Origin of the sequence: Caballeronia sp. GAWG1-5s-s (assembly GCF_023631445.1) — a bacterium.
Classification (GTDB): Bacteria; Pseudomonadota; Gammaproteobacteria; order Burkholderiales; family Burkholderiaceae; genus Caballeronia.
Window position 1 is genome coordinate 116,230 of sequence record NZ_JALQDC010000023.1, and the last position, 26,717, is coordinate 142,946.

General features: G+C 64.2%; 24 protein-coding genes. 12 read left to right on the plus strand and 12 right to left on the minus strand.

Annotated features, from left to right (window positions below; translation table 11 throughout):
* Positions 1-61 precede the first annotated feature (61 nt).
* Positions 62-1,396, plus strand: a complete 1,335-nt coding sequence (locus NCR34_RS17105; protein ID WP_250500624.1) for an MFS transporter — start codon at positions 62-64, stop codon at positions 1,394-1,396.
* A gap of 106 nt (positions 1,397-1,502) precedes the next feature.
* On the opposite strand, the gene NCR34_RS17110 is transcribed toward NCR34_RS17105, so the two are convergent.
* The 3 genes from NCR34_RS17110 to NCR34_RS17120 all read right to left on the minus strand — a co-directional run bounded on the left by NCR34_RS17110 (position 1,503) and on the right by NCR34_RS17120 (position 6,523).
* Entirely contained in the window at positions 1,503-2,609 is a 1,107-nt protein-coding gene (locus NCR34_RS17110) for an acetate/propionate family kinase (RefSeq protein ID WP_250500625.1), read from the minus strand.
* A gap of 4 nt (positions 2,610-2,613) precedes the next feature.
* Positions 2,614-5,013 carry a phosphoketolase family protein gene (locus NCR34_RS17115; protein ID WP_250500626.1) on the minus strand — a complete coding sequence of 800 codons (2,400 nt, stop codon included), beginning with the start codon at positions 5,011-5,013 and terminating at the stop codon, positions 2,614-2,616.
* A 214-nt stretch (positions 5,014-5,227) separates the two neighbouring features.
* Positions 5,228-6,523: a glycosyltransferase family protein gene (locus NCR34_RS17120; protein ID WP_250500627.1), complete on the minus strand. Its 1,296-nt coding sequence runs from the start codon at positions 6,521-6,523 to the stop codon at positions 5,228-5,230.
* Between the two features lie 151 nt (positions 6,524-6,674).
* Here NCR34_RS17120 and NCR34_RS17125 point away from each other — a divergent pair, with 151 nt between their 5' ends.
* Entirely contained in the window at positions 6,675-11,108 is a 4,434-nt protein-coding gene (locus tag NCR34_RS17125) for a DEAD/DEAH box helicase (protein WP_250500628.1), read from the plus strand.
* A 10-nt stretch (positions 11,109-11,118) separates the two neighbouring features.
* Here NCR34_RS17125 and NCR34_RS17130 read toward each other — a convergent pair whose 3' ends face one another.
* The 3 genes from NCR34_RS17130 to NCR34_RS17140 all read right to left on the minus strand — a co-directional run bounded on the left by NCR34_RS17130 (position 11,119) and on the right by NCR34_RS17140 (position 12,072).
* Complete coding sequence (locus NCR34_RS17130) at positions 11,119-11,334, minus strand: hypothetical protein (RefSeq protein WP_248323227.1); 216 nt, start codon at positions 11,332-11,334, stop codon at positions 11,119-11,121.
* 156 nt (positions 11,335-11,490) lie between these two features.
* The gene (locus NCR34_RS17135; protein WP_250500629.1) at positions 11,491-11,751 is read right to left on the minus strand and encodes a hypothetical protein; all 261 of its coding nucleotides are present in this window, start codon (positions 11,749-11,751) and stop codon (positions 11,491-11,493) included.
* A 30-nt stretch (positions 11,752-11,781) separates the two neighbouring features.
* Positions 11,782-12,072 (minus strand): hypothetical protein, encoded by a 291-nt coding sequence (locus NCR34_RS17140; RefSeq protein WP_250500630.1) that lies wholly within the window; start codon positions 12,070-12,072, stop codon positions 11,782-11,784.
* 393 nt (positions 12,073-12,465) lie between these two features.
* Here NCR34_RS17140 and NCR34_RS17145 point away from each other — a divergent pair, with 393 nt between their 5' ends.
* Positions 12,466-14,592, plus strand: coding sequence for a serine/threonine-protein kinase (locus tag NCR34_RS17145; RefSeq protein ID WP_250500631.1), 2,127 nt, complete (start codon positions 12,466-12,468; stop codon positions 14,590-14,592).
* A 3-nt stretch (positions 14,593-14,595) separates the two neighbouring features.
* Here NCR34_RS17145 and phaP read toward each other — a convergent pair whose 3' ends face one another.
* On the minus strand, positions 14,596-15,021 hold the full coding sequence (phaP, locus tag NCR34_RS17150; protein ID WP_250500632.1) for a phasin family protein: 426 nt from the start codon (positions 15,019-15,021) through the stop codon (positions 14,596-14,598).
* A gap of 252 nt (positions 15,022-15,273) precedes the next feature.
* Between phaP and NCR34_RS17155 the strand changes: the two genes are divergently transcribed.
* A complete protein-coding gene (locus tag NCR34_RS17155) occupies positions 15,274-15,465 on the plus strand; it encodes a DUF2964 family protein (RefSeq protein WP_175941813.1) in 192 nt (63 codons plus the stop codon).
* A gap of 29 nt (positions 15,466-15,494) precedes the next feature.
* On the opposite strand, the gene NCR34_RS17160 is transcribed toward NCR34_RS17155, so the two are convergent.
* From NCR34_RS17160 to NCR34_RS17180, 5 genes are all read right to left on the minus strand, one after another.
* Positions 15,495-16,046, minus strand: coding sequence for a DUF3564 family protein (locus NCR34_RS17160; protein ID WP_350029440.1), 552 nt, complete (start codon positions 16,044-16,046; stop codon positions 15,495-15,497).
* Between the two features lie 157 nt (positions 16,047-16,203).
* Positions 16,204-16,887: a Crp/Fnr family transcriptional regulator gene (locus NCR34_RS17165; RefSeq protein WP_250500633.1), complete on the minus strand. Its 684-nt coding sequence runs from the start codon at positions 16,885-16,887 to the stop codon at positions 16,204-16,206.
* 62 nt (positions 16,888-16,949) lie between these two features.
* The gene (locus NCR34_RS17170) at positions 16,950-18,278 is read right to left on the minus strand and encodes an ATP-binding protein (protein WP_250500634.1); all 1,329 of its coding nucleotides are present in this window, start codon (positions 18,276-18,278) and stop codon (positions 16,950-16,952) included.
* The gene (locus NCR34_RS17175; RefSeq protein WP_250500635.1) at positions 18,275-18,988 is read right to left on the minus strand and encodes a response regulator; all 714 of its coding nucleotides are present in this window, start codon (positions 18,986-18,988) and stop codon (positions 18,275-18,277) included. The genes NCR34_RS17170 and NCR34_RS17175 overlap by 4 nt, the downstream gene beginning before the upstream one ends.
* Before the next feature lie 13 nt (positions 18,989-19,001).
* Positions 19,002-19,301 carry an EF-hand domain-containing protein gene (locus tag NCR34_RS17180; RefSeq protein WP_250500738.1) on the minus strand — a complete coding sequence of 100 codons (300 nt, stop codon included), beginning with the start codon at positions 19,299-19,301 and terminating at the stop codon, positions 19,002-19,004.
* A 273-nt stretch (positions 19,302-19,574) separates the two neighbouring features.
* On the opposite strand from NCR34_RS17180, the gene NCR34_RS17185 reads away from it, so the two are divergent.
* From NCR34_RS17185 to NCR34_RS17220, 8 genes are all read left to right on the plus strand, one after another.
* Positions 19,575-19,928, plus strand: a complete 354-nt coding sequence (locus NCR34_RS17185) for a hypothetical protein (RefSeq protein WP_250500636.1) — start codon at positions 19,575-19,577, stop codon at positions 19,926-19,928.
* A 170-nt stretch (positions 19,929-20,098) separates the two neighbouring features.
* Positions 20,099-20,380, plus strand: a complete 282-nt coding sequence (locus NCR34_RS17190; protein ID WP_250500637.1) for a DUF3303 domain-containing protein — start codon at positions 20,099-20,101, stop codon at positions 20,378-20,380.
* 45 nt (positions 20,381-20,425) lie between these two features.
* Entirely contained in the window at positions 20,426-21,262 is an 837-nt protein-coding gene (locus tag NCR34_RS17195) for a 3-oxoadipate:acetyl-CoA acetyltransferase (RefSeq protein WP_175941799.1), read from the plus strand.
* Positions 21,263-21,410: 148 nt separating this feature from the next.
* Positions 21,411-22,103, plus strand: a complete 693-nt coding sequence (locus NCR34_RS17200; RefSeq protein WP_250500638.1) for a FadR/GntR family transcriptional regulator — start codon at positions 21,411-21,413, stop codon at positions 22,101-22,103.
* Between the two features lie 135 nt (positions 22,104-22,238).
* The gene (locus NCR34_RS17205) at positions 22,239-23,174 is read left to right on the plus strand and encodes a dihydrodipicolinate synthase family protein (protein WP_250500639.1); all 936 of its coding nucleotides are present in this window, start codon (positions 22,239-22,241) and stop codon (positions 23,172-23,174) included.
* A gap of 333 nt (positions 23,175-23,507) precedes the next feature.
* Positions 23,508-24,680 carry an ABC transporter substrate-binding protein gene (locus NCR34_RS17210; protein ID WP_206468393.1) on the plus strand — a complete coding sequence of 391 codons (1,173 nt, stop codon included), beginning with the start codon at positions 23,508-23,510 and terminating at the stop codon, positions 24,678-24,680.
* Positions 24,681-24,755: 75 nt separating this feature from the next.
* Positions 24,756-25,832 carry an ABC transporter ATP-binding protein gene (locus tag NCR34_RS17215; protein ID WP_250500640.1) on the plus strand — a complete coding sequence of 359 codons (1,077 nt, stop codon included), beginning with the start codon at positions 24,756-24,758 and terminating at the stop codon, positions 25,830-25,832.
* On the plus strand, positions 25,829-26,692 hold the full coding sequence (locus tag NCR34_RS17220) for an ABC transporter permease (protein WP_248323239.1): 864 nt from the start codon (positions 25,829-25,831) through the stop codon (positions 26,690-26,692). The genes NCR34_RS17215 and NCR34_RS17220 overlap by 4 nt, the downstream gene beginning before the upstream one ends.
* Positions 26,693-26,717 lie beyond the last annotated feature (25 nt).

Sequence of the window (26,717 nt, forward strand, 5' to 3'; positions counted from 1 at the left end):
CCATTTGAGCAGCCTGTCCGATAACAATTCCGATCACGGACGGACAAACAAGGAGACATTCATGAGCGACCTAAGCGTATCCGCGGCGGACAAGCCGCAGGCACTGCAGAATACGAGCGACATCGTTCGCAAAGTGGCATGGCGGCTCATGCCGCTCATCATGCTGTGTTATCTGTTCGCGTTCTTCGACCGTATCAACATCAGCTTCGCGAAGTTTCAGTTGCAAAGCACGCTCGGCTTTTCCGACACCGCCTACGGTCTCGGCGCAAGCCTCTTTGTGATCGGTTACGTCCTATTCGAGGTGCCTAGCAATTTGCTGCTGTACAAGGTCGGGGCGAGGCGCTGGATCGCGCGCATCATGATTTCGTGGGGAATCGCGACCGCGCTCATGGTCTTCGTGCAGACCGAATGGCAGTTCTATGCGCTGCGCTTCGTCATCGGCGCAATGGAAGCCGGCTTCGCGCCCGGCGTGCTGTACCTGACCTTGTGGTTTCCGGCGAGCTATCGCGGGCGTATCACGTCCTTGCTGTTTCTCGCATCGGCGTTCTCAGGGCTCGTCGGCGCACCGTTGTCGGGCCTCGTGCTCGGGCATATGAACGGCGTGCTCGGCATCGCGGGATGGCATTGGCTCTTCCTGCTCGGCGGCTTGCCTTGCGTGCTGCTGGGCGTGCTCGTACTCAAGGTGCTGAAGGACCGCATCGACGATGCCGCGTGGCTCACCAGCGCGGAGAAGAGCACGCTCAAGAGCCAGATCGCGACGCAAAGTCAGGCGACGACGACGGGTCATTCGCTCTTCGGTGCGATCCGTACACCCGGCTTTCTGATGCTCGGCCTCATCTACTTTTTGATCCAGATCGCGTCATACGGCCTCAACTTCTGGGCGCCGCATCTGATCCGCGCGGCGGGTACGCATAATCCGACGATCATCGGCTTGTTGACGGCGGTTCCGTATATTTGCGGAGCGGTGTGCATGGTCGTCGTGGGGCGCATGTCCGACACATCCGGCGAACGCCGCAAGTTCGTCTGCGCGCTGCTCTTGATGGCGGCGGCGGGTTTCTTCGCGGCAGGCGCATTCGACAAGCAGACGACGTTCTTGATCGTCGCGCTCGGCGTGATGGGCGCGGGCGTCATCGCTTCGATTCCCGCATTTTGGGCATTGCCGCCGAAGCTGCTGACGGGCGCTGGCGCGGCGGGCGGCATCGCGCTCATCAACACGCTCGGGCAGCTGGGCGGAATCGTGAGCCCGGTGATGGTCGGCCGTATTCGGGATGTCACCGGCAGCACGACGCCCGCGCTGTATGCAATCGGCGCGATGAGCGTCGTCTGTGCGCTGTTGTTGCTGTTCGGCTTGCCGGAGGCGTTGCGGCAGCGAGACCATGCTGCAAGTGCGCGTTAAGGCTTAAGCGGTACGCGAGCGCCCGGCAAGCATGACTGCTGCCGGGCGTTTTGCATCCTGCATGCTGCATGCAAGATGCATAGTACAGCATGCGATCAGCACAGAGTCAGCCGGCAAGCAAGCGCCGGCAATGACGCGCGATCTGCGTTTGCTCATCGGTAGGCACGACGCGATGCGGCGCATTCAGGAACGCCAGTCCTTCCAGTATCTGCGCGCGAATCGCCTCGCTGTGCTCGCCAATGCCGCCGCTGAACACGATCAGGTCCAGCCCGCCGAGCACGGCCGCATACGCGCCGATGGTCTTTCGGATGGCGTCACAGAACACGTCGATCGCGAGCGTCGCGTCTGCATCGCCCTGATCGCGGCGGGCGAGGAGGGTCTGCATGTCGTCGTCGGAATTCGACAGCGCCTTGAGGCCGCTCGAACGATTGACGAGCGCTTCCAGCGCGTCGGCGTCGAGCGATTCGTTGCGCAGCAGATGAATCATCACGCCCGGGTCGAGATCGCCGCTTCGCGTCGCCATCGGGATGCCGCCTGTCGGCGTCATGCCCATCGACGTATCGACGGAACGGCCGTCTTTCAGCGCGCAGAGACTCGCGCCGGACCCGAGATGAGCGATCACGACGCGCGAGGGCACCGCGTCGCCCAGCGTGCTCACGATGTACTCATAGGACAGCCCGTGAAATCCATAACGCACGACGCCGCGTTCCGCATAGTCCCGCGGTAACGCAAAGCGCGTCGCGCGTTCCGGCATCGTGCGATGGAACACGGTATCGAAGCATGCAAAATGCGGCATGCCAGAGAAGATGCGTTGCGCTTCGTCGATCAATGCGAGCGACTGCGGCAGATGCAGCGGCGCGAATGCAACCGCTTCGCTGAGGCGCTTCTTCACCTCCGGCGTCAGTTCGCAATGCGCGCGCACACGCGGGCCGCCGTGCACGACGCGATGCCCCACCGCCGCAAGCGGCTCGTGCAAGTGTTCGCGAAGGGCATCGGCGACGCGCTGCAATGCGTCGTGCTGCGACTCCATCAGGTGATCCTGCGAGATATCGATGTTGCCATCCGCCGAGCGCATGGAAAGCGACCCATTCTCGCGCCCGATGCCTTTCGCGCTGCCCGTGAGCCATGCCTGCTCGTCGTTACCGCGTGGCACGAACACGCCGAACTTCAGCGACGACGAGCCGCTATTCAACACCACGATCCCTTGTGTCATCGCATCAACCCTTCCACGTCCATTCGCGGATCTCGTCCCGATCGATGCCTTCCTCATGCGCATAGCGAATGCTCTCGATGATCTGATTCTTGAGCATTTCCTTCGTATGCGCCGCCGTGCTAGAAAGCCCCGGCACGCGGTCGATCACATCGATAGCGAGGCTGTAGCGATCGACACCGTTGATGATGGCGAGTTCGAACGGCGTATTGATGTTGCCACGTTCGCGGTACCCGTGCACGTGCATGTTGTCGTGATTCGTGCGGTTGTACGTGAGCTTGTGCACGAGCGACGCATACGAATGGAAGTTGAAGATCACGGGCTTGTCGCGCGTGAAAAGCGAATCGAAATCGCGATTGGACAAGCCGTGCGGATGATCGGTGTCGGGCATGAGCCGGAACAGATCCACCACATTGACGAAGCGGATCTTCAGGTCAGGGCATTGCGTCTTGAGAATCTCGACGGCGGCGAGGGCTTCCATGGTCGCGATATCGCCTGCCGATGCAATGACCACATCCGGCTCGTGGTTCTGATCGGTCGATGCCCAGTCCCATATGCCGATGCCTTTCGCGCAATGCACCATCGCGTCCTGCATGTTCAGGTACTGCAAGTGCGGCTGCTTGTCCGCGACGATCACGTTCACATAGTCGTGCGAGCGCAGGCAATGATCCGCCACGCTCAAGAGGCAGTTCGCATCCGGCGGCAGATAGATACGCACGACCTCCGGGCTCTTGTTGGTGACGACGTCGAGAAAGCCCGGATCTTGATGCGTGAAGCCGTTATGGTCCTGACGCCAGACAAGCGACGTGATGAGCAGATTGATGGACGGCACAGGCGCGCGCCACGAGAGCTCGTTCTTCGCTTTCTCCAGCCATTTCGCGTGCTGATTGAACATCGAATCGATGACATGCACGAACGCTTCGTACGTTGCGAAGAGGCCGTGACGGCCCGTCAATACGTAGCCTTCGAACCAGCCTTCGAGCGTGTGCTCGGAAAGCATCTCCATCACGCGGCCATCTGTTGCGAGCGCGCTGCCGTCGGCGTCTTCGGGCTTGATTTGCGCGAGCCAGCGTTTGCCGGATGCTTCATACACGCCGTCGAGCTTGTTGCTTGCCGTTTCATCCGGGCCGAAGAGACGGAAGCTGTGCATGTTGCGACGGATCACATCGCGCAGAAAGGTTGCGAGGACCATCGTCGGCGAATGATAGACGCTTGCCGCGCTTTCGACTTCGAAGGCGTAATCGCGGATATCCGGCATATCGAGCGCTTGCCGCAGCAAGCCGCCGTTTGCGTGCGGATTTGCGCTGATACGCCGGCCGCCCATCGGCGCGAGTTCACGCAGGCTTTCGACAAGGCGTCCGTCTTCATCAAAGAGTTCTTCCGGCTTGTAGCTTCGCATCCAGTCTTCGAGCACAGCAAGACTCTTGTAGTTCGTCGCCGGATCGAGCACGGGCACCTGATGCGAACGCCAGAAGCCTTCGACCTTGTGACCATTCACTTCCTTCGGACCTGTCCAGCCTTTCGGCGAGCGCAGCACGATCATCGGCCAGCGGGGACGCGTCACATCGGCAGGATTTTCGCGGGCGCGCTGCTGTATCGCACGAATGTCGTCGATGCAGCGTTCCAGCGTCGCGGCCATCAACTGATGCATTGTCTCGGGTTCATCGCCTTCGACGAAATACGGCGCATAGCCATAGCCCTTGAACAATGCTTCGAGTTCGTCGTGCGGAATACGAGCGAGGATGGTCGGATTGGCGATTTTGTACCCATTCAGATGGAGAATCGGCAACACTGCACCGTCGGTCGCGGGATTGAGAAACTTGTTCGAATGCCAAGAGGTCGCGAGCGGACCGGTTTCCGCTTCGCCATCGCCCACCATCGTCGCAACGATCAAGTCGGGATTGTCGAAGGCCGCGCCGAAAGAATGCGACAGGCTGTAGCCGAGTTCGCCGCCTTCGTGAATGGAACCCGGCGTTTCCGGCGTGCAATGCGAGCCGATGCCGCCCGGCGACGAGAACGCGCGAAAGAGCCGCAACATGCCGCGCTCGTCAGGGCTTCGGTCCGGATAGATCTCCGAGTAATGTCCTTCGAGATACGAGTTCGCGAGCGTCGCGGGCGCGCCGTGGCCGGGTCCGGAGACGAACATGACGTTGAGATCGTCGCGCTTGATGAGGCGGTTCAGATGCACCCACACGAACGATTGGCCAGGGTCGGAGCCCCAGTGGCCGAGCAGACGTCGCTTGATGTGTTCGGGCTTGAGCGGCTCGCGCAGCAACGGATTGGCGCGCAGGTAGATCATGCCGACGGAGAGGTAATTGCAGGCGCGCCAATAGGCGTCGATATTACGCAGCACGTCGGGAGCGAGAGGGGTGTGCGTCGCGGTCTTGCCTTGGACGTCGTCGTTCAATTGCTTCTCCTTGCGGTGAAAGTTCGGGTCGAGCGTCGGCTTGCGGCTTGATGCGAGTGATTCGGCTAGGTCGGAGTCCTGTTAGGGAACGCAGTGAATTTCAGGGGCGTATCGAGCGCGCGCCCCTGAGAAGCGAAAAGAATGTGGAAGCGTCGCGCAACATCATACTTGTGTTCTCGCGACGAAGTTTTGACAGAACCGCAGCCGCGGCTCATTACATGGCGGACTGCGCGAGATCGTAATCCATCAGCAAGGCTTTGTTGTCTTCCCACATGCCGATGTAATGCACCATGAAGCTGTCGGGACGCCGGTAGATCCATGGCGTGTTCCACGAGATGAACGACGCGATGCGAGTCGCGTCGAAGTCCGCATGTCGTTCGTATTCGCGAATGAAGAAGTACTGATCGCCCTTATTCGCATAGACACTCGATTTGTCGTCGAGTTGCGAGCACTCGTGCAGAATGTGATGGAACGCGTCGTAGTTGGCTTGCGTGCGACGAAAGCCCATGATGCCCGAGTTGAACGTCCAGGTGCCGACGTCGCGGGCGAATAGCGCGTCCTGTCCCTGCATGATGGATTCGAGTGTGCGATTCATGTCGTTGAACAGCACGTCGGCATCGACCCAGAAGACCCATTCGTGATGCGGCAGATATTCGCGCAAGAGAGCGGGCTTGAGCCAGTTGCCCGCTGTCTTGCCGTCGTTCAGATGCGCCGGAATCTCGCGGTGAACATACAGCGTATAGCCATGACGCGCGCAATAGCGCCTGAAATTAGCCTCTGCCATGCGCCCGTAGCGAGCAACATTCGGCGTATAAAGCGTGACCACGGCAATCGACTGGCCGGGCTGATAAACGCTCTGTGCGCACGTTCCATCCGTTTCTCCGCCCAGGAAGGACAGGAACGACAGGCCCCGCGCCATGCATGCATTGATATGCGCGAACAGCGCCGTGCGAAACCGCCGATGCTGCGGCTCTTCGCGGATGCATAGCGAGAAAGCGGGCCAAGTGGTCCACACGCTTTGAAGCGACGCCGCAGCGGGCAAGGTCACATGAACTCGGCCGATCATGCTCCGGCCGTGCACTGACTCGAAAGCTTGCAGCAGCATGCCTTCTTCCGCGGGAAGTTCGACGCTGAACCGGCAGTGGGTCACGAGCTTATAGAGCTTGCGGCGAACGTCTTCGGTATTGCGCCATATCTGAATATCCGTCTGCGGATGCGTCGAGTCCTCGCAGGTGAGAAGCCAGTCGCGGCCTTCGAGCAACTCGGCCAACGGCAGCGCGCCGATGATCGCGGCGTTCTGCGTCAACAGCATGATGATGGCGCCGGGTTCCGCTTGGTTCAGCCATTGCAGCAGCGTTTCGTACTTGAACATCCAGAGCACGTGCGCGCTGCTGCCGGACAGTTCCGACATGTCCATCTCGACGTGGCGGTAACCGTGGGTGCGAGCATACCGGCGATGATTGGCGAGCGCGCCGGGCGCGTGGTCGGAAAGCAGGCTGATGACAATCATGAATGCAATATGCAAAAGAAGGAGAAGCGGCGGCAGGCGAGCCGGGACGGCCGTAGGATGGTCGCAATCAACGCCCGGTCGCATGGGATCTGTCCGAAAACGGCATGCAGAATGCAAAACGCGGTTTCGCAACCACCCCTAGAATGTCTCGATGACCGCCGACTCTACATCGCCCGACGACGCCCTCGCGGGCTTTCATCCCGCTGTCGTCAACTGGTTCCGCGCGCACTTCGCAGCGCCGACCGCCGCGCAGGCGCGCGCGTGGCCGCTCATTCATGCCCGCCGCTCCACGCTCGTCGCGGCGCCCACCGGTTCGGGGAAGACGCTCACCGCCTTCCTCGCCGCGCTCGATGAGCTCGTGCGCGACGGCATCGCGGGCGGCGGCGTCTTGCCCGACGAGACGCGCGTCGTCTATGTCTCGCCGCTCAAGGCTCTGTCGAAGGACATCCGCGTGAATCTCGAAGAGCCGCTTGCCGGCATTGCCCGCGAGTTGCAGGAGATGGGCGCGGCCGCGCCGGAGATCCGCGCCGCCGTGCGCACCGGCGACACCACCCAGCAGGAGCGCAACGCGGTGAAGAAGCGCCCGCCGCATATCCTCGTCACGACGCCGGAATCGCTCTACGTGCTGCTTTCGTCCGACTCCGGCCGCGGCATGTTATCGACCACGCGCACCGTGATTGTCGACGAAATACACGCCGTGGCGGGCGGCAAGCGCGGATCGCATCTGAGCCTGAGCCTGGAGCGGCTCGACGCGCTGTGCGAGGAGCGCGGCGCGGCGGCGCCCGTTCGCGTCGGACTCTCGGCGACCCAGAAGCCCATCGAGCTCGTCGCGAAGTTTCTCGCGGGGGAAGGCCGTTTATGCGACATCGTCGACGTGGGGCACGCGCGCGCACGCGATCTCGCGCTCGAACTGCCGCCGATGCCGCTCGAAGCGATCATGTCCAACGACATGTGGGAGCGCGTCTACGACCGGCTCGCGGAGTTGTCCGCGCAGCATCGCACGACGCTCGTCTTCGTGAATACGCGGCGCATGGCCGAGCGCGCGGCGCGGCATCTGACGGACCGGCTCGGCAAGGAGGCCGTCGCTGCGCATCACGGCAGCCTTGCGCGGGAGCATCGGCTCGACGCGGAACAGCGTCTGAAGCGCGGTGAATTGCGCGTGCTGATCGCCACCGCTTCGCTGGAACTGGGCATCGATATCGGCGATGTGGATCTTGTATGCCAAATCGGTTCGCCCGGCTCCATCGGCGCATTTCTGCAGCGCGTCGGGCGCTCGGGGCACCATGTCGGCGGCGTGCCGAAAGGACGGCTTTTTCCGACTTCGCGCGATGACCTCATCGAATGCGCCGCGCTCGTCGACTGCGTGCGGCGCGGCGAGCTCGACGCCCTCACGGTTCTGCGCGCGCCGCTAGACGTCCTCGCGCAGCAGATCACCGCCGAGGTCGCGTGCCGCGAGTGGGGCGAGGATGCGCTCTTCAATCGTATCCGCCGCGCGTATCCGTACGCGACGCTGGACCGCTCGCGCTACGACGCCGTGCTGCGCACGCTGGCCGAAGGCTACACGGGGCGCCAAGGCGTGCGCGCCGCTTACGTGCACCGCGATGCGGTCAGCCGCACGCTGCGCGCGCGGCGCGGCGGCAAGCTCACCGCCGTGACGTCGGGCGGGGCGATTCCCGATAACGCGGATTTCGCCGTGTTGCTCGAGCCGCAAGGCTTGCAGGTCGGCACGGTCAACGAGGACTTCGCCGTCGAGAGCCTTGCGGGCGACATCTTCCAGCTCGGCAATACGTCGTACCGCATCTTGCGCGTCGAAGGCGGGCGCGTGCGCGTCGAGAACGCGAACGGCCAGCCGCCGAACATTCCGTTCTGGCTCGGTGAAGCGCCGGGCCGCAGCGATGAGCTTTCGTTCGCGATCTCGCGATTGCGCGCGGACGTCGATGCGCGCCTCGCATCGAGCGAGAACGCGCGCGGGGTCTCTTGCACGCAGGATGCAGCATGCAAGATGCAAGATGCCGAGACGCGCGTCGATACCGCGGTCCGCTGGCTTGCCGACGAAACGGGCATCGGCACGGAAGCGGCTCGGCAAATCGTCGAGTATCTGGCCCGCTCGCGCGCGGCGCTTTCCGTTCTGCCGACGCAGGACACGCTCGTCATGGAGCGGTTCTTCGACGAATCCGGTGGCACGCAACTCGTCATTCACGCGCCGTTCGGCAGCCGCGTGAATCGCGCGTGGGGACTCGCCCTGCGCAAGCGGTTTTGCCGCACGTTCAACTTCGAGCTTCAGGCGGCGGCGACCGAGGACGCGATCGTGCTGTCGCTGACCGGCAGCCATAGCTTCATGCTCGATGACGTGTGGCGCTATCTGAAATCGGCCACCGCGGAGCACGTGCTGATTCAGGCGCTGCTCGACGCGCCGCTTTTCGGCGTGCGCTGGCGGTGGAACGCGACCAACGCGCTCGCGCTGCCGCGTTACGCGGGCGGGCGCAAGGTCGCGCCGCAATTGCAGCGGATGAGAAGCGAGGACCTGCTCGCGGCCGTGTTTCCGGATCAGGTCGCGTGCGCGGAAAACGTCGTCGGCGAGCGCGACGTGCCGGCGCATCCGCTCGTCCAGCAGACCATCGACGATTGTATGCACGATGCAATGGACAGCGACGCGTGGCTCGCGCTCTTGCGGCGCATCGAGGCGGGCGACGTGCGGCTCGTCACGCGCGACTTGCCTGCGCCATCGCCGCTCGCCGCCGAGATCCTGTCGGCGCGGCCGTATGCCTTCCTCGACGACGCCCCGCTCGAAGAACGCCGCACGCAGGCCGTGCTCGCGCGTCGCTGGACCGATCCGCACTCGACGGACGATCTCGGCGCGCTCGACGCCGACGCCATCGCCAGCGTGCGGGCAGAAGCGTGGCCCACCGTGACGAGCGCCGACGAAATGCACGAGGCGCTGACGAGTCTCGCCGGGGTGACGGACGCCGAAGCCGCCGCGAGCGACGGCTGGCCTGCATGGCTCGACGCGCTGGCCCGCGCCGGACGCGCGACGCGCCTGCAGATTGCCGAGCACGACGGCTTGTGGACGCCCGTCGAGCGCCTGTCGCTGCTGCGCGCCGTCTACGAACGCGCGCCGATGCACCCGCGCCTCACGCCGCCCCCCGGCTTCGACGCGGCCTGGAACGCCGACGACGCGCTCGTGGAGATCGTGCGCGCGCGGCTGTCGGGCTGCGGCCCGCTGACCTTGGCGGAGATCGCGCGGCCGCTGGCGCTGCCGGCGTCGTCCGTCGCGGTCGCGTTGACGCGCCTCGAATCGGAAGGCTATGTGATGCGCGGCCATTTCATGCCGAATGCATCGGGCACATCCGGCGTCGATGAACAATGGTGCGAGCGCCATCTGCTCGCGCGCATTCATCGCTATACGGTGCGGCGGCTGCGTCGCGAGATCGAGCCGGTCGAGCGGCAGGACTTCATGCGCTTCCTGTTCGAGTGGCAGCGCGTCGCGCCCGATGCGCGTGGCGAGGGTCGCGACGCGCTGCTAGCCGTCCTCCAACAGCTCGAAGGCTTCGAGGCGCCTGCCGTCGCGTGGGAGGACGAGATTCTGCCCGCGCGCATCGCGGATTATTCCGGCATCTGGCTCGACGAAATCTGCCGCGCCGGGAAGATCACGTGGTCGCGTCCGGCGGGACGCATGCGCGCGGCGGGCGGTCCCGTGCGCGGCACGCCGATCGTGCTGCTGCCGCGACGCGCGCTCGCGGCGTGGAATGCGCTGATGCGCCCGGACGAAGCGCCCGCGCTGTCGTCGCGTGCCGAGCGAGTCTTCGATGCTCTGTCGGCGCACGGCGCGATGTTCTTCGACGAACTGCTCGCAGACACGCGCATGCTGCGCACCGAACTGGAGGACGCGCTCGGCGAACTCGTCGCGCTCGGTCTCGTAAACGCCGACAGCTTCGCGGGCCTGCGCGCGCTGCTCACGCCCGCCGCCAAGCGCAACGCGATATCGCGGCGCACGCGCAGGCCGGGCGGCGGGCTTTTCATCGGCGGAATGGACGATGCAGGCCGCTGGGCGCTGCTGCGTCGCGCAAGCCCCGATCATGACGGCGGCGATGCGGAGCACGTCGCGCTGGCGCTGCTTCGGCGCTACGGCGTCGTGTTCTGGCGGCTGCTCGAACGCGAGGCGCAATGGCTGCCGCCGTGGCGCGAGCTGCTGCGCGTCTATCACCGGCTGGAAGCGCGCGGCGAGATACGCGGCGGGCGTTTCGTGGCGGGACTCGCGGGCGAGCAGTTCGCGCTGCGCGAGGCCGTGCCGCTTTTGCGCGAGATGCGCAGGCGGCCGAAGGAGGGCGCGTTGGTCGCGTTGAGCGCGGTGGATCCGCTGAACCTCGCCGGAACGCTGCTTCCGGGCGACAAAGTGCCGGCGCTGGCGGGCAACCGCGTGCTCTATCTGGATGGTGTGCCGGTCGGCGCGGTGATCGCGGGCAAGACGCATGTTTTCGGCGACGCCGACGCGTCAATGCGCGAGCGCGTGCGTCTTGCCCTCGTCAAACGAAGCGCGCGGTCGTTGAGCACATCCTCCGCGCGTCAGATGGCGGTTCCAGACTGATCGCTCTGAATCATTTCGATACGAGCTTGTGAACGAACGGCCCCGGCTGCTGCACGGGCACGTCTTTCACCGGCACGCCGGGGTAATCGACCACGCGCTGCGGGTTTGCATGCAGAATGCGAAACGACGAACGCATGCGCTCGCGCGAGCCACCCGCGATGCTGGCCATCGCTTGCCGGTCCAGCTCGACGCTGTCGGCGAGGTCCCTGATCTTGATGACAGCCATGACTGCTTCTCCTTGATGAGTGCCGCGTCCCATTGAGTATAGAAAGCAACCGGGCGCGTGGTTGCGTCTAACAAAAGCCAACGGGCGACGAAAGGCCGAAGCCTTTCGCCGCCGACGCTCTTGGGGGCGCTTGTCATTAGCGATGCATCTGGCGCATCAAAACACTGCGGCCTTCAGATTCGCAAACTGCTTCGGATCCACGTTGATGGACGGCGCGCCGAAGTTCGCGCCGATTACGCCGACGTCATTGAGCGTGTTGACGTTCACGTTCTGCAACTGCGAGATTTTCTGCAGAATGCCGACGTTCACGTTGACGTTCGCATACGGACCGTAGGCTTGCCCGCCCGAAACGGCGGACATCGCGCGGCAGTCCAGCTCCTTGCTGTGGGACAAGTCCCTTACGACGATGGACGACATGATGGTGCTCCTCGCGAAGAGATTCGTAGGTCAGGCGCGAAGCAGGCCCAGACCGCCGCCGATGTTGATGGTGCTCGAGTTGCTCGCGGTCTGGACCGGCTTGACCTTGGCATCGATGTCGCTTGCGAACGCGACGTTCACGCCGTTCTGGCTCGACGTGTTCTGCTCTTGCTGCACCATTTGCTGCGTGTTGAACGAGAGCGACGTCTTCGAGAAGTCGAAGCTCGGCACGAAGTAGCCCATGCCGCCTCGCACGGCGGACATCGCGCGGCGATCGAGTTGTTCGGCGATAGGCAGGTCTTTGATGGTCAGCGTCTTCATAGCGGTTCTCCTTGGGTGCGCATGGCGCGTTCGCTTGCGGATTCGAGCAACATGTCTGCTCGGGCCAGTTAAATGCATAGGGTGTGCCAAGCGCCGTGTGTCGCGGCAGGAAACGCTGAAAGTGCCTTGTTTCATGGGCTTTTGCGAGAATCGCGCATCGACGAGCCGGGCATGAGAGGAAGAAGCGAAAGCTCGTCAATGCCGCGCCGAACCCAACATCCGAACCAATTGTGTCGGTCTGCGAAAGACATGTGCGCGATGCCGCGCATCGGATAAAACGCCATTTGCTTAAGCCGGATACGAAGGCTAGTATCGAACGATCCACCGGCGTTTGTTACGACAAGTGCATGGCCGGCCGACCACGTTCATCCGGAGCCGCAACGCGTCGCACAGATGACTAGCTTTCAAGAATCGCTTCGCGCATACCGGGGCGAAGGCGGGTCGCGCGACGCGTTCTTTGCGGGGGTCGACGGCGCACTGGCCGCCGAGCGCAGCCCGCCCGCGCGGCTCATGCAGATCCTCGACGAAGCCCACGCGGCCAATCCGCTGCCGCCGGATATCTATGCCGCCATCCGCCGCCGCATCGAGCACACGGCACGCACGCGCTTCGAAGGCGAACCCGGCACCGCGTTCGAGCCGGGCCATGACGAAACGCGCATGCGCGCGCCGCCGGACTTTCCGCCTCCGTTGCCGCCGCGCGTGACCAACGCGCCGGGCGCGGGCAGCGACCCGAGCGGCGCGACATCGGGCCAGGCGACGCAAGTGCTCGCGGACACGGAACAGGTGAAGGGCGTCGGGGACACGCTCAATAATCGCTTCGTGTTGGAAGAGTGTCTCGGCATAGGCGGGATGGGCACCGTCTATAAGGCGCTCGATTTGCGCAAGCTGGAGGCGTCGGACAGGCGGCCGTATGTCGCCATCAAGGTGCTGAATCTGCAGTTTCGCGGCAACCCGAAGTCGCTGATCGCGCTGCAACGCGAAGCACGCAAGGCGCAGCAGCTCGCGCACCGCAATATCGTCACGGTCTACGACTTTGACCGCGATAACGCCATTGTCTATCTGACGATGGAGTATCTGTCCGGCCAGCCGCTGTCCAGGATGCTTCGGACGCCGAACTATAAAGGCATGGCGTTCGCGCAGGTGTTTCCGCTCTTCAAGGGCATGGCGACCGCGCTCGCCTATGCGCACGAACGCGGCTTCGTGCATTGCGATTTCAAGCCCGCGAACGTGTTCGTGACCGATGCGTCGGAAGTGAAGGTCATCGACTTCGGCATCGCTCGGGCGATTCAGCGCCCGGAAGAGGAAAGCGAGGCCACCGTGTTCGATCCCGGCAGCCTCGGCGCGCTGACGCCCGCGTACGCGAGCCCGGAGATGCTCGAACATCGCGAGCCGGACCCGCGCGACGATATCTACGCGCTCGCCTGCATCACCTATGAGCTATTGACCGGCAAGCATCCGTTCGACCGCGTTCCGGCGACGCAGGCCAAGAGCGCGGGCATGAAGCCGCAGCGTCCCGAGCAGCTCGGCAACAAGCAATGGAAGGCGCTCAAGGCGGCGCTCGCGTTCGAGCGCGAAGCGCGCACGCCGACTGTCGCGCAGTTTCTCGATGAAATCAGCGAGGAGCCGCCGGCCGCGTCGCGATCACCGAAAGCGAAGCCCGCGCGCTTGCCGAGAGCCGTGATCGGCGCGGTCACGCTCGCGCTGATCGGAGGAGCAGCGTATTACGTCGTCGCGCACAAGAAGGGCGGGAATGCGCCGCCTGCCGTCGCGCTCGCTCCGCCGACACCTATGCCGACGCCCGAGAAGCCCGCGATCACGCCCGCTATCCCCGCCGCCACGACGCCGACGCTCACGATGGCCGCCGTCACGCCGGTCCTTGCGAGCGTGCCGTGCTCGGCGCTCGTTGCGTCGGTTCACGACCAGACCGTGGACGTGCAAGGGTTCGTGTCGGAGCAATACGGCCTGACGCAGTTGAAGGGCGCGCTCGGGCGCGTGCCGGGCGTCAGGACGACGAACTTCGGCGTGCAGCCGGTCGCCGACGACAAGTGCGATCTGCTCAAGGTCCTCGGCCCGTACTGGACGACCAACCGGCAATCGGGCCGGCCCGCGTCCGTGCATACGCGATCCAACCAGACGCGGCTGACCGAAGGCGATCCGCTGATCGTCGAGTTGATGACTCCCGGCTTCGATTCGTACGTGAATGTCGATTACTTCATGCTCGACGGCAGCGTCGTGCATCTGCTGCCGAACGCGCATGCTCGCGACAATCAGGCGCCGCCGGGCTATACCGCGACGCTGGGCAGCATGGGCGACTGGGTGGTCGGCAAGCCCTTCGGCGCCGAGATGATCGTGCTCACGGTCGCGCCCGCGCCGCTCTTCGACGCCCCGCGCCCCGACAGCGAGGCGAAGCCCGAGTATCTGCGCGCGGTCGACAAGCGGCTCGCCGCGCTCGCGGCCCGTTACGGTCGCGAACGCGTGGCCGTCGATATCGTTCAGATCACGACGCAGCCGAAGAAGTGAGCGTCAGCTTTGCGGCTTCTCGACCGCGGCCTTCAGTTCCTGCAACGCTTCCTCCATGCGCTTGCTCACGAGCGCATAGGCTTCGGCCTGCGTCTGCTGCGTGGTGCGCGCGATGTCCTGCATGTCGGCGAGCGCGTTGTGCAGCGCGCGCTCCACGACCTCGTTCGCGTTGAACGGCGGCTTGCCCGACGACGACGCGATCTGCTTCGCGATGGACTCGAGATCGCCCAGCGTGCGGCGCAGGATTTCGAGCTGCTTGTCGCGCAACGCTTCGATGCCGCCGAACGCGACGCGATTGGTCGCCGCGAGCGCCTCGACGTCCTTGCGCCGCGATTCCATGATGGCGGTGACGTCGAACCCTGGTAGCTGATACTGCTGGAACATGGCGGCAAACTGGCTGAACGGATCGCTGAATTTTGATTGATTCATCTTGCCTCCCAGGTTCATTCGGACAAGCGCGGGCGCGATTCGATGACCGTCGCCTTCACGCGGCAGTGCGCCGTTTACCGCCGTTTTTAATACGAGCGGCCGGCTCCTGATACTACCAATATATGTGTCCGAAATGGGGCAAGGGAAAACACCAGATCGCGCAACGGACGACTTGATTCAGGTCAAATGCGGCTCGCTGCAAACGACCATCATAAGAATGAAGAAGCCGCACGAGGCGGCGTGGAGAAAGCGATGGTCAAAGCCGAAGCGCGCATCGTCGCGGCGGCGATCGCGGTTTTCGTGGCGCTCGCGGGCATCATGGTCGCGTTGCACGGCCTTGTCTTCGACAGGCAGGCCGCGCTCGATTACGGCGCGCTCGCGGTTCTGATCGGCGTCACGTCATTCGCGGTCCTCTTGATGCCGATGCCCGAAGACCACGCCTGACGCTTCCGCCGGACAACGCGTGCGCCGCGTCAGAAATATTCGTCGCCCGCAAATACGCTGTGCTCGGCCTTGATCTGCGCGCGGTCGACGCACTGCACATGCCAGCGGCCGACGCGTGGGTTCGACGCGCCCTCCGCATACCACAGCACGCGCCCAGCGACGCCTTCGGGCGGGCCGCCGGGCGCTTCCACATCCAGCTCTTCCAGCTTGCAAACGGGCTGCTGCTCATGCGGATGACAGATCAGCGTGCCGTCCGCCGCGGAACCGAGCCCGCCCCAGTCCGGCACATCTACCGACTGATGGCCTTCGCGGGACCAGCGGCGAGTTTCCTTGTCGAGCCACAGGATGGCATAGGCGGCGGGTGGCGCGCCCTCGAAACCATCGAGCTTGACGGTAATACGCATGACATCCTCCATGAAACGAGTTTCGACGGGGCGGACGCTGACTGCGTTAGCGGCGTGTTGTGGGTTGCGTCGCTGGAGCTTCGAATCGGGTTCGACTATGCGCGAGACATTGGGTTCACGAGCGATGAAAAGCAAGTCCGGTGCCGATGTCGTGAAATTCTCGCGCGCGTGCTTCAAGCATAGTCCCAGCCGTTGACGCTTTGACGACAACCGTCATCATCGCGTGGATATGGCTTGGCAGATGAGCGCCAGACGAGTGCGCCGTGCACCACCGCGTCCGGTTTGCGCCCGGGATCGGGCCTTCGCGAAAGATAGACGGCATAACGAACGATCGTCAGACGTGCGCGAGCCGCGCCCGGTCGACAATATGCAAACGCCGCCCGGTGAGTTCGATGGCGTGCTCGCGTTGCAGCTTCGACAACGCGCGGCTCACCGTTTCCAGTTCCAGTCCGAGGTGGCTCGCGATATCGGCGCGTGTCATGGGCAACAGCATGTCGGCGCAATCGTCCGGGGCGAGCCGTGACGACAAATCGAGCAGGAATGCGCCGACGCGTTCGCGCGCCGGCAGCGTGCCGAGCATCACCGCGAGCCGTGCCGCGCGCACGATTTCCACGCTCATGATGGCGAGCAGCGCGTGCTGCATCCGCGCATATTCGCGGCACAGCGGTTCGAGAATGCCGACTGGCATGATGCGCACGACGCTGTCTTCCAGCGCGACGGCATCGCTCTGATGACAGCCGGTGCAGATGCCATCGAGCCCCAGCGTTTCGTCCGCCAAATGGAAAGCGGTGACCTGCGTGCGCGGGGCGGTGTCGTCGGCGGCGGGGAGATAGACGGCGACGCTCTTGAAGCTGCCGGACTGCACCGTATAAAGGCTCCGAAGCGGCTCGGCGGCGCAGTAGAGCGCATCGCCACGAACGACGGAGCGAGTCGGAAACGCGATGCCGTCGGTGTCCGCGAAGTGCACGTGCAGGGCGGCGGGCCGACGCGCGTCGTCGGAATCGTTGGCGCTGACCATGCCCGTTCTCCTGCAAGTTCCACGCATCCAGTATGGTCTACGCCACGCGTAACGGAAATGCATCAATTGGCAACGGCATTCGCCAGCGGCAAGACGATCCGCGCCTGTGCGCCGCCGCCTTCGCGTGGACGCAGTTCTAGCGTGCCGCCGTGCAGCCGCGCGATGCGCTCCACGATGGCGAGCCCGAGGCCCGTGCCCTTCGGCTGGCCTTCGCCGCCGCGCTTGAAAGGCTGCTTGAGCGACTCGGCATCCTGCGTGCCGAGTCCCTTGCCGCGATCTTCCACGACGATGCAGACACTGCGCGTCTTTTCGTCCATCCACGTGCGCACGCCGAGCCCGACGACGCCATACAGCACCGCGTTTTGCATCAGATTCATCAGCATGCGCATCATGCCGATGGGACGGAACGCGAACGGCGGTATGTCCCCGAGCGACAGCGCGAACTCGTGGCCGAGGCCCGCGAAATCCGCGGCGAGATTCGCGACCAGCGCATTGATGTCGCCGACCACGGGCGATTCTTTCGCGCCGCTGCCCGCGTAGTCCATGAACTGCTGGAGGATGGTGTCGATCTGGTCGAGATAGCTTTCCGCCGATGCCGCGAACGATGCGTCCACCGACGGCACCGAGGACATCGCCATGGCGAGGCGCAGCTTGGTCATCGGCGTGCGGATGTCGTGCGAGATGCCGGCGAGCATCAGCGCGCGCGCGGCTTCGGCTTCCGCGAGGGCCGCTGTCATGCGATTGAACGCGGCGCTCACTTGCGCGATCTCGGTCGGGCCGTCGGTCGGCAACACGCCCGGCTCGCCGCCTGCGGACAAGCGCCGCGCGGCATCGGCGAGATCGGCAAGCGGGCGGTTCAGGTGGCGTTGGATCGCGTACGCCGTCGCGATGGCGAGCGCGCCGAGCCCGAGCGACAGCAACAGCGTCGTGGTCAGCCCGTCGTCATGCGCGGCTTCCGGCACGGGAAGCGCGATCCAGCGCGGCTCGCCTGCGAGATGCACGCGAATCCACAAGCGCTGCTGCGCATCGGCGGATGTCCCGGCGCTTTGCCAGCGCACCGGCATGTCGGCGGGCAAATGACGACGCAGGCTTGCGACGAACGTATCGCGCTGATACGTCCGATAAAAGCGCAGCCACGAGCGGGGCGGCTCCGCGTTCGCGCTCGAAGGCAGATCCGCGCGGGCGTCGAGACGTGCCGTGCCGGCCGGCATGTCGCGCAGCACCGTATCGAGCGTCTCGATGTAACTGGCGAATGTCGCGGCGGCCCGCTCGATGCGCGGCGTCTGGATGAAGTGCAGGAGCACGGCGAGTGCGCACACCTGACTCACCGCGACGAGCGCGACGAGCAGAAGCACGTTGCGCGCGAAAAGCGAGCGCGGCGCGAGGCTCACGGCTCGATATCCGCGAGCAGCATGTAGCCTACGCCCCACACGGTCTTGATGAAGCGCGGCTTGGCGGGGTCGTTTTCGATCAGTTGACGCAGGCGCAGCACCTGCACGTCGATGCTGCGGTCGAGCGCGTCGTGTTCGCGGCCGCGCGTTCGGGCGATAAGATTATCGCGGCTCACCGCGCGATTCGGCGACGATCCGAGCGCGTTGAGCAACTGCATCTGCGCCGAGTGCATCTCGAACGGCTCTCCGCCGCGAAACAGGCGTTGCTTGCCGAGATCCAGCCGGAAGTCGCCGAAGCGAATGACTTGCGTGGTCAGCGTCGGATCGCCTGCTGCGATTTTCTGCCGGCGCAGCAGCGCGCGCACGCGGGCGACGAGTTCTTGCGGCAGGAACGGCTTGGCCAGATAGTCGTCCGCGCCGGTTTCGAGCCCGACCACTTTGTCGACCGGATCGCCCTTTGCGGTGAGCATGAGGATGGGCAGCGTATGGCCTTCGGCGCGCAAGCGGCGGCACACGGAGAGGCCGTCTTCCGGTTCCATCATCCAGTCGAGCACGAGCAGGTCGTACGGTTCGCGCTGGAGATAACGGTCGAGGCGCTTGCCGTTTTCCACGACGCGCACCTCGAACCCTTGCGACGTGAGAAACCGCTGAAGCATGTTGCGCAGTTCGGCTTCGTCATCGAGCACGATGATCTTCGGCGCGGTTTCCATGAGATGGCCCCGGTCAGCGTTGCGCGGCGTGCTCGCGCATGAAGGCTTCGATCTGCGGCAGCGTCACATAGCCGTTCTTCTGCGTGTCGATCTCATCGAAATGCTTCGCGACCATCGGCATGCCGGTAGAGGCCTGATCGCGCGTGAGCTTGCCGTCGTGCGTGACGTTCGCTTGCGCGAAGCGCGTCTGCAGTATCTGCATGCCGCGTTCGACGCGCGGCGAGACGCCCATCGGCTGCGTCGCGGTCTGCGCGAACGCGGGAGCGGAAAGAAGGGCGAGGCATGTGGCCAATGAGGCAATTGAAGCGGCAATCTTCTGCACGACGTTCTCCTTGTCGAGATGCAAAGCGAAGTAATCGGTGACAGAGATTTTTATTGAGGCGCGCATCGAAGGCAATGGCAGCGGCGCTACGAATCATGTCGAGATATTTCGTGCTCCGCAGTCATGCGCCGCGCCGATAGGGCGACATGCGGCGACACAAGTTGCCGCTAACGCTTTCGTTTCTCCTTTGGCTATCGTTGCTCGGGTCGCGTCTTCAGCGATTCAAACCATCGATTCGAACCCTCGATACGAAAGGACATCACGATGAACATCCGTCTGCTCAGTCTTTCCGCTGCCGCCGCTTTCACGTTGACCTGCACGCAGAGCGCGTCGGCGGGAACGGCCGTTCAGGTCTCCTACGTCGCGCGGGCCGTGGTCTATGCGCCGCCGCCGCGTCCGGTCTACTACTACGCGCCGCCCGCCCCGCCTTACTACTATGTGCCCGCACGCACGGTCGTCGCCGTGCCCGTCGCGCCGCCGGTCGCGGTGATCGCGCCGCCTCCGCCGCCGAAACCGCCGGTCGTGGTCGTGAGCGCGCCGGTGCGCGTGTACGCGCCGCCCGTGCGCGTCTTGTATGCGCAGCCGATCGTGGCCGCGCCGATGGTCGTCGTGCGTTGACCGCGATGCACTGAGCATAGTGCATTTCGCCCGCGCCATGCGAACGCGCGGACGCGGGACCGATGCTTGCGCTCAAGCCTGCGATGACGCATCCACGGCTTCTATACTGAATGGACCACGTCGGCGCATGATGTTCGTCGCGTGGCAATCGTCAGAAGGAGGGCCGAGCCATGTTGTTCATCGTCAGTTGGACCGCGCTGCCCGAAGTCCGCGAGCGGGCAGCGGAGCGGTTTCTTCAGAACGCCGGCGTGCCGCCGGACGGCGTCCGATTGCTCGGGCGCTGGCACGGCATCGGGTCGATACGCGGCTTCGGCGTGGCAGAGAGCGACGATATAGAACCGGTCGCGCGATGGGCGTACGAATGGTCCGATCTGTTCACGCTCGACATCATGCCCGCGCTGACGGACGAACAGCTCGGCAAGCTGCTCGCCGATGCGGCCGGGCGGCGCTAGACGTTTTCGCGGCGAAATCGGGGATACCCCGGACAGGAGACAAGCGTGACGCAAGCCACTACCAACGAACCGTGCATCATTTCCGTCGCCATTACGGGGTCGGTGCCGCGCAAGAAAGACAACCCGGCGGTCCCCATCACGATTGCCGAGCAGATAGAAAGCACCCACGAGGCGTACGAAGCCGGCGCGACGCTCGTGCACCTGCATGTGCGCGACGAAGAAGAACGGTCGAGTTCGGACCGGCATCGCTTCGAAGAACTACAGGACGGCATCCGCAAGCATTGCCCGGACATCATCATTCAGTTCTCGACGGGCGGGCGCGGACGATCGTTCGAGCAGCGCGGCGCGATGCTGGACCTGAAGCCGGACATGGCGTCGCTCGCCACGGGTTCGGTTAACTTTCCGACGATCGTGTACGAGAATCCGCCCGACTTCGTGCGCTCGCTCGCGCAACTCATGCTCGATCACAACGTGAAGCCTGAGATCGAGGTCTTCGATCTGGCGATGCTGTACAGCACGGTCGATCTGGTGAATCAAGGCTTGCTCAAGAGGCCGGTCCACGTCCAGTTCGTGCTCGGCGTGAAGAACGCGTTGCCGGCGCGGCGAGAGATTCTCGAATTCGAAGTCGAGCAATTGAAGAAGCATTTGCCCGACGCAACGTGGGTCGCCGCGGGCATCGGGCGGCATCAGCTCGAAGTGAATCACTGGACGTTGCAGATGGGCGGCCACTGCCGTACTGGTCTCGAAGACAACGTCCGCTGGGACAAAGACACGCTCGCGAAGAGCAACGCGCAACTGGTGAGCCGCGTGGCGTCGTTGTGCGCCGAGTATGGGCGTCCGGTGGCGAGCGCGAAGGAGGCGCGCCGGCTGCTTTCGCTCTAACGGTTCGCGCTGAGACGGCTTGCAGATAAGGGCGGGCACCCGCGAGTATTGGGTGCCCACCGGCTTAACGGCAACGACGCAGCAGCCAATTGCCGGAAAATCTGCCTTACAATCGTCGTCTACCCTGACAAGCCTGTCCAGCGTGAACATGAACGAGCGTAAGTCGCCCGGCTTGGCCGACCGCATCTACAGCGACATTCTCAACAGCATCATCGAAGGCGAGTTCAAGGAAGGCGACCGGCTCATGACCGAGCACGCGCTCGCGGACCGCTTCGCGACTTCGCGGCCGACCGTGCGCGAAGCGCTGGCACGTCTGCGCGCGGACGGCATCATCGTGACGCGGCGCGGCTCGGGCACGACCGTCGGCCGCCGTCCCGATCCGGACGTGCGGCGCTTCGCCCCGCTCGAAACGCTCTCCGACATCCGCCGCTGCTACGAATTCCGCATCGTCACGGAGGCGGGCGCGGCGGAACTCGCGGCGCAAAAGGCCGATGACGACGATCTTAACGCCATCGAGCAAGCGTGGAATCAACTCGAACGCGTGGTGGAAGCGCAGCAGGGCATCGGCGCGAGCGATGACTTCGCGTTCCATCTCGCGGTGGCCCGCGCATCGAAGAACCAGTTCTTCATCAGCGCGATGTCGTTCATCGAAGAGCAGGTGGTCTTCAGCATGAATCTCTCGCGCAATCTGTCGCTTGTGAAGACGCTCGAACGGCAGCGGCTCGTGCAGCGAGAACACCGCGATATCCTCGAAGCCATTCGCGCGCGCGACTCCGTTCGCGCCGGTCAGGCGATGAAGTCCCATCTTACGGGCGCGCTGGAGCGGATGTTCGGCAACTAGATGTCATACGACTCTCGTCGGCGCATCCGGGGAAACGCTGATTAACGCCGCTTGGTCCGCGAAGTTGTTTGACAACTTCATGCCGCCTTGCTAGCTTCCACGCACGGTCAGCCCATGCCAAGCGAGGCGTCATTCATGAAAGTCGAACCGATCACCGTCAGTGAGTTCTCTCAGAGCGTCATGGCCGTGCCGCCCCTTGCGCGGCGGGCCGACTATTCGCTCGACGAGACGCAGAACCGCGCCCTGGTGGCGCATATCGAAGCCGGCGGCGTGCGCACATTGCTGTATGGCGGCAACGCCAACCTCTATCACGTCGCAGTGAGCGAATATCGTGAGCTTCTCGACATGCTCGCGCAAATCGCCGGGCCGCAAACGCGCGTGATCCCAGCGATAGGCCCCGACTACGGCAAGATGCTCGATCAGGCGCGCATTCTGGCGCAGACCGACTACCGCACCGCGATGGTCCTGCCGCTCGCGGGTTTCACGACGCCGCAGGGCGTCGCGACCGGCCTCAGGCGGCTGACGGATATCGCCGGCATGCCGTTCACGCTCTACATCAAAAGCGAGGACTACATCGATGTCGATACCCTCGCCGCGCTCGTCGCCGACGGCACGCTGCTCGCCGTTAAATATGCGATCGTGCGTGCCGACCCGTCCGACGATCCGTTCCTGCGGCGGCTTCTCGACAGCGTGCCGGCGTCGCAAGTGATATCCGGCATGGGCGAGCGGCCCGCGCTGGTCCACACGCGCGATTTCGGCCTCGCCGCCTGGACGACCGGCTCGGGTTGCATCGCTCCGCACGCCGTGATGGCGCTGCTGCGGGCCGCAAAGTCCGGAGAGGCGGACGAAGCGCAGCGTCTCTACGACCGCTTTCTTCCGCTCGAAACACTGCGGGACGACATCTCGCTGATTCGCGTGCTGCACGACGCGGTCACGCTTTCGGGCATCGCGGACATGGGTCCGATCCTGCCGCTCCTTTCCGGAACGCCTGATCATGCGTTGCCCGCCGTCGAGCGCGAAGCGCGGGCTCTGCTGGCATTCGACCGCACGCTCGCAGGAAACGCCGGGTAAAAGAAGTAAAACAAGCGAGGTAACGGCGCGCTCCGGGTATATCCCGACAGCCGGGCGCAACGCCGCGCCACCACGCGTGAGACTGCCTTTCTACGCTGCAAGGAAACAGGGAAAGCCGCCGCCGATTTGCTTGACATACGATGATTCGGTTGGCTATTTTGCTGCTTCGTGAGCTAATAACGACGCGAGGGCGCCGACCGACAGACCAAGAGACAGCGCACCGAGCACGATCAGAACGAAGCACGAACAGGCCGGCGATCGAATTCATCGACAGAATCGACAAGCGACCGGACCTCGTCCCAATAGCGGTTGCGAGAGAAGTGAGGAGACAACATGGCTTTCAAGGCAGGACTGTCAGTGAAACTGGCGGCGCTGTGCGTCGCCGTGAGCGCGGCGTTCGCGACGAGCGCGGCGCAGGCGGCGGACCCGGTGGCGATCAACATCGTGGACGTCGCGGGCAACCTTCAACTGACGCAGAAGGGCTTCGAAGCGTTCAAGGCGAAGTACCCGGATCTCGTGTCCAGCATCACCTTCACCAACGCGCCCGCGCCGCAACTGCCGGGCAAGATTAAGGCGATGCAGGCGGCAGGCCGCTCGGACATCGACCTCGTCGTGACCGGCACCGATGCGCTCGCCGCCGGCATCCAGCAGGGCCTGTGGGAAAAGCTGCTGCCCGAGCACGCCGCCGTGTTCCCCGGCGTGCTGGACAAGTACGCGCCCGGTCCGCGCAAGATGCAGGACATCGCGCAAGGCTACGGTCTCGAAGTGACCTACATGCCCGCCGGCCCGCTGCTCGAATACAACCCGGCCAAGGTCAGCGATCCGCCGAAGACGCCGGATCAGTTGCTCGCGTGGTGCAAGGCGCATCCGAACAAGTTGATCTACGCGCGTCCGGCCAACTCCGGTCCGGGGCGCACGTTCCTGATGGGCCTGCCGTACGTGCTCGGCGACAAGAATCCGATGGACCCGGTCAACGGCTGGGACAAGACCTGGGCGTTCCTCAAGCAGCTGAACGACTGCATTCCTTACTACCCGGGCGGCACGTCCGCCGTGATGAAGGAACTGGGCGAAGGCACGCGTGACATGACTGTGACCGTGACCGGATGGGACATCAATCCGCGCGCACTCGGTATCGTGCCGGCCGAATTCAAGGTGCAGGCGTTCGACAACATGACGTGGGTGAACGACGCTCACTACATGGTCATTCCGAAGGGCGTGCCGAAAGAAAAGCTCGACGTGCTCTACAAGCTGATGAACTTCATGCTGGAACCGGCGCAACAGGCGTTGACTTACGACGACGGCTATTTCTATCCCGGCCCGGCAGTCAAGGACGTGCCGCTTTCCGCCGCGCCGGCGAAAAGCCAGGAAGTGATTCAGAAGTTCGGCCGCCCCGAGTACGCGAAGCTGCTGGCTGACCGGCCGCATGTCGTGCCGCTGAATGCGCAGGCGATGGTCGCCGCGTTCCAGAAGTGGGACCGCGAAATCGGCGCGCAGAAGACGAAGTAAGCACATCGCACTCGCAGGGCTTTGGGCGGCGGCGCTCCTTCGGGGGCGTCGCCGCTCGCGCAACGGGAAATCGCCATGAAGCACACTTTTGAGCAGTTGCGCCTCGACTCGGTCTCGCGCAGCTTCACCAACGCGCAGGGACATCAGCTCGCCGCGCTGAAAGGACTCGATCTCAACATCCAGCGCGGCGAGTTCATCGCGCTGCTCGGACCGTCGGGCTGCGGCAAGTCGACCGCGCTGAACTGCATCGCCGGATTGCAGCCGCTGACGGGCGGCGGCATCTGGCTCGACGACAAGCGTATCGACGTCCTGCCGCCCGAGAAGCGCGGCTTCGGCATGGTCTTTCAGAACTACGCGCTCTTTCCGCACATGTCGGTGCTCGATAACGTCGGCTTCGGACTGAAGATGCGCGGCGTGTCGAAAGCGGAAGCGGTCAAGCGCGCGAAAGCGGCGCTGCAACTCGTGCAGTTGACCGGCCACGACGCCAAGCTCCCCGGCCAGCTTTCGGGCGGCCAGCAACAGCGCGTGGCGATTGCGCGCGCGATCGTCATCGAGCCGCCGCTCGTGTTGATGGACGAGCCGCTCTCGAATCTCGACACGAAGCTGCGCATCGAAATGCGCGCCGAAATCCGCCGCATTCACGGCAAGCTGGAGCGCGCGACCATCTACGTGACGCACGATCAGGACGAAGCGCTTTCGATGGCGGATCGCATCGTCGTGATGAAGGAGGGCGTCGTGCAGCAAGTCGCGCCGCCGAAAGAAGTCTATTCGCGGCCGAAGAACCTGCATGTCGCGCGTTTCATGGGCTTTCGCAATGTCGCGCCGTTCACGCTCGAAGGCACGCAGGGCGACACGGTCGCCGTGAACGCGAACGGCGTGCGCCTGTTCGGTACGCCGATGGAAGGCTTCGACAGCAAGAACGTGAGCGTCGCGCTGCGTCCGGAAGACATGGAACGCGCCGCGCCCGGCGACCAGAACGCGTTCGATGCGCACGTCGAGACCGTCGAATACGGCGGCCGCGATTCGCTCATCCGCGTGAATACGGCGTTCGGCAAGCTGTGGGCGCGCATCGCGGGCGAATGCGCGGAAGGCGAGCGCATCGTGCTGCGCGTGTCGCCCGCGAAGGCGCTCGTGTACGGAGAAGAAAAATGATCGCGCTTCCCGCGCAGCGCGATCCGAAGGGCTGGCTCGTCGCGCCGGCGCTCGTCTTCATCATCGCGCTGTTCATCTATCCGTTCGCGTACGGGCTCATGCTGTCGTTCAATCCGATGAACGGCGGCGGCGCCTGGGCGAACTATGTGTCGTTCTTCACCGATACGTCGATGTGGCCGACGATCATCGTCACGCTGAAGCTCGCCGTGCCCGCGACGATCATCAACGTCGGCATCTCGGTGCCGGTCGCGTTCGCGTTGCGGCGCTCGTCGCCGTATCAGAAGTTCGTGACCACGCTGCTCGTCATTCCGGTGACGCTCGGCACCGTGCTGATCGCCGACGGCATGCTCACGTACTTCAGCCCGAACGGCTGGTTCCCGCAGGCGGTTCAGGCGCTTCATCTCTATGGCGACGAAGTGCGGCTCACGCATAACTACTGGGGCGTGCTGATCTCGCTGATCGTGTCGGGCTTTCCGTTCGCATTCCTGTTGACGCTTTCGTACGTGACGGGCATCGATCCGACGCTTGCGCGCGCCGCCGCGACGCTCGGCGCGAGTCCGTGGCAGCAGTTCCGCCAGATTTATCTGCCGCTGTTGCTGCCCGGTCTCACGATGACCGCGTGTCTTTCGTTCGTGCAGGCGTTCTCGGTGTTTCCGTCGGCGGTGCTGCTCGGCGCGCCTGCGGGCCCGACGCGCGTGATCTCGATTGCCGCATCCGAGGCTGCGTTCGAAAGCTACGACTATTCGCTCGCATCGACGATTGCGATCGTGATGGGCTTCGTGCAATTGCTGGTCGTGGGCGGCATGCTCGGCGCGCGCCGCTTCTTCTACACCGGCCCGGTGACCGGAGGGAAGGGATAATGGCAACCGACAACCGCGCGGCGCC

Bases quoted from the DNA above. Each gene is read 5' to 3' on its own strand.
- NCR34_RS17205 (WP_250500639.1), top strand. From the start codon at position 22,239: ATGAAAGTCGAACCGATCACCGTCAGTGAGTTCTCTCAGAGCGTCATG.
- NCR34_RS17200 (WP_250500638.1), top strand. From the start codon at position 21,411: ATGAACGAGCGTAAGTCGCCCGGCTTGGCCGACCGCATCTACAGCGAC.
- NCR34_RS17215 (WP_250500640.1), top strand. From the start codon at position 24,756: ATGAAGCACACTTTTGAGCAGTTGCGCCTCGACTCGGTCTCGCGCAGC.
- NCR34_RS17105 (WP_250500624.1), top strand. From the start codon at position 62: ATGAGCGACCTAAGCGTATCCGCGGCGGACAAGCCGCAGGCACTGCAG.
- NCR34_RS17110 (WP_250500625.1), bottom strand. From the start codon at position 2,609: ATGACACAAGGGATCGTGGTGTTGAATAGCGGCTCGTCGTCGCTGAAG.
- NCR34_RS17120 (WP_250500627.1), bottom strand. From the start codon at position 6,523: ATGATTGTCATCAGCCTGCTTTCCGACCACGCGCCCGGCGCGCTCGCC.
- NCR34_RS17135 (WP_250500629.1), bottom strand. From the start codon at position 11,751: ATGTCGTCCATCGTCGTAAGGGACTTGTCCCACAGCAAGGAGCTGGAC.
- NCR34_RS17190 (WP_250500637.1), top strand. From the start codon at position 20,099: ATGTTGTTCATCGTCAGTTGGACCGCGCTGCCCGAAGTCCGCGAGCGG.
- NCR34_RS17175 (WP_250500635.1), bottom strand. From the start codon at position 18,988: ATGGAAACCGCGCCGAAGATCATCGTGCTCGATGACGAAGCCGAACTG.
- NCR34_RS17130 (WP_248323227.1), bottom strand. From the start codon at position 11,334: ATGGCTGTCATCAAGATCAGGGACCTCGCCGACAGCGTCGAGCTGGAC.
- NCR34_RS17145 (WP_250500631.1), top strand. From the start codon at position 12,466: ATGACTAGCTTTCAAGAATCGCTTCGCGCATACCGGGGCGAAGGCGGG.
- NCR34_RS17220 (WP_248323239.1), top strand. From the start codon at position 25,829: ATGATCGCGCTTCCCGCGCAGCGCGATCCGAAGGGCTGGCTCGTCGCG.
- NCR34_RS17165 (WP_250500633.1), bottom strand. From the start codon at position 16,887: ATGGTCAGCGCCAACGATTCCGACGACGCGCGTCGGCCCGCCGCCCTG.
- NCR34_RS17125 (WP_250500628.1), top strand. From the start codon at position 6,675: ATGACCGCCGACTCTACATCGCCCGACGACGCCCTCGCGGGCTTTCAT.
- phaP (WP_250500632.1), bottom strand. From the start codon at position 15,021: ATGAATCAATCAAAATTCAGCGATCCGTTCAGCCAGTTTGCCGCCATG.
- NCR34_RS17140 (WP_250500630.1), bottom strand. From the start codon at position 12,072: ATGAAGACGCTGACCATCAAAGACCTGCCTATCGCCGAACAACTCGAT.
- NCR34_RS17210 (WP_206468393.1), top strand. From the start codon at position 23,508: ATGGCTTTCAAGGCAGGACTGTCAGTGAAACTGGCGGCGCTGTGCGTC.
- NCR34_RS17155 (WP_175941813.1), top strand. From the start codon at position 15,274: ATGGTCAAAGCCGAAGCGCGCATCGTCGCGGCGGCGATCGCGGTTTTC.
- NCR34_RS17185 (WP_250500636.1), top strand. From the start codon at position 19,575: ATGAACATCCGTCTGCTCAGTCTTTCCGCTGCCGCCGCTTTCACGTTG.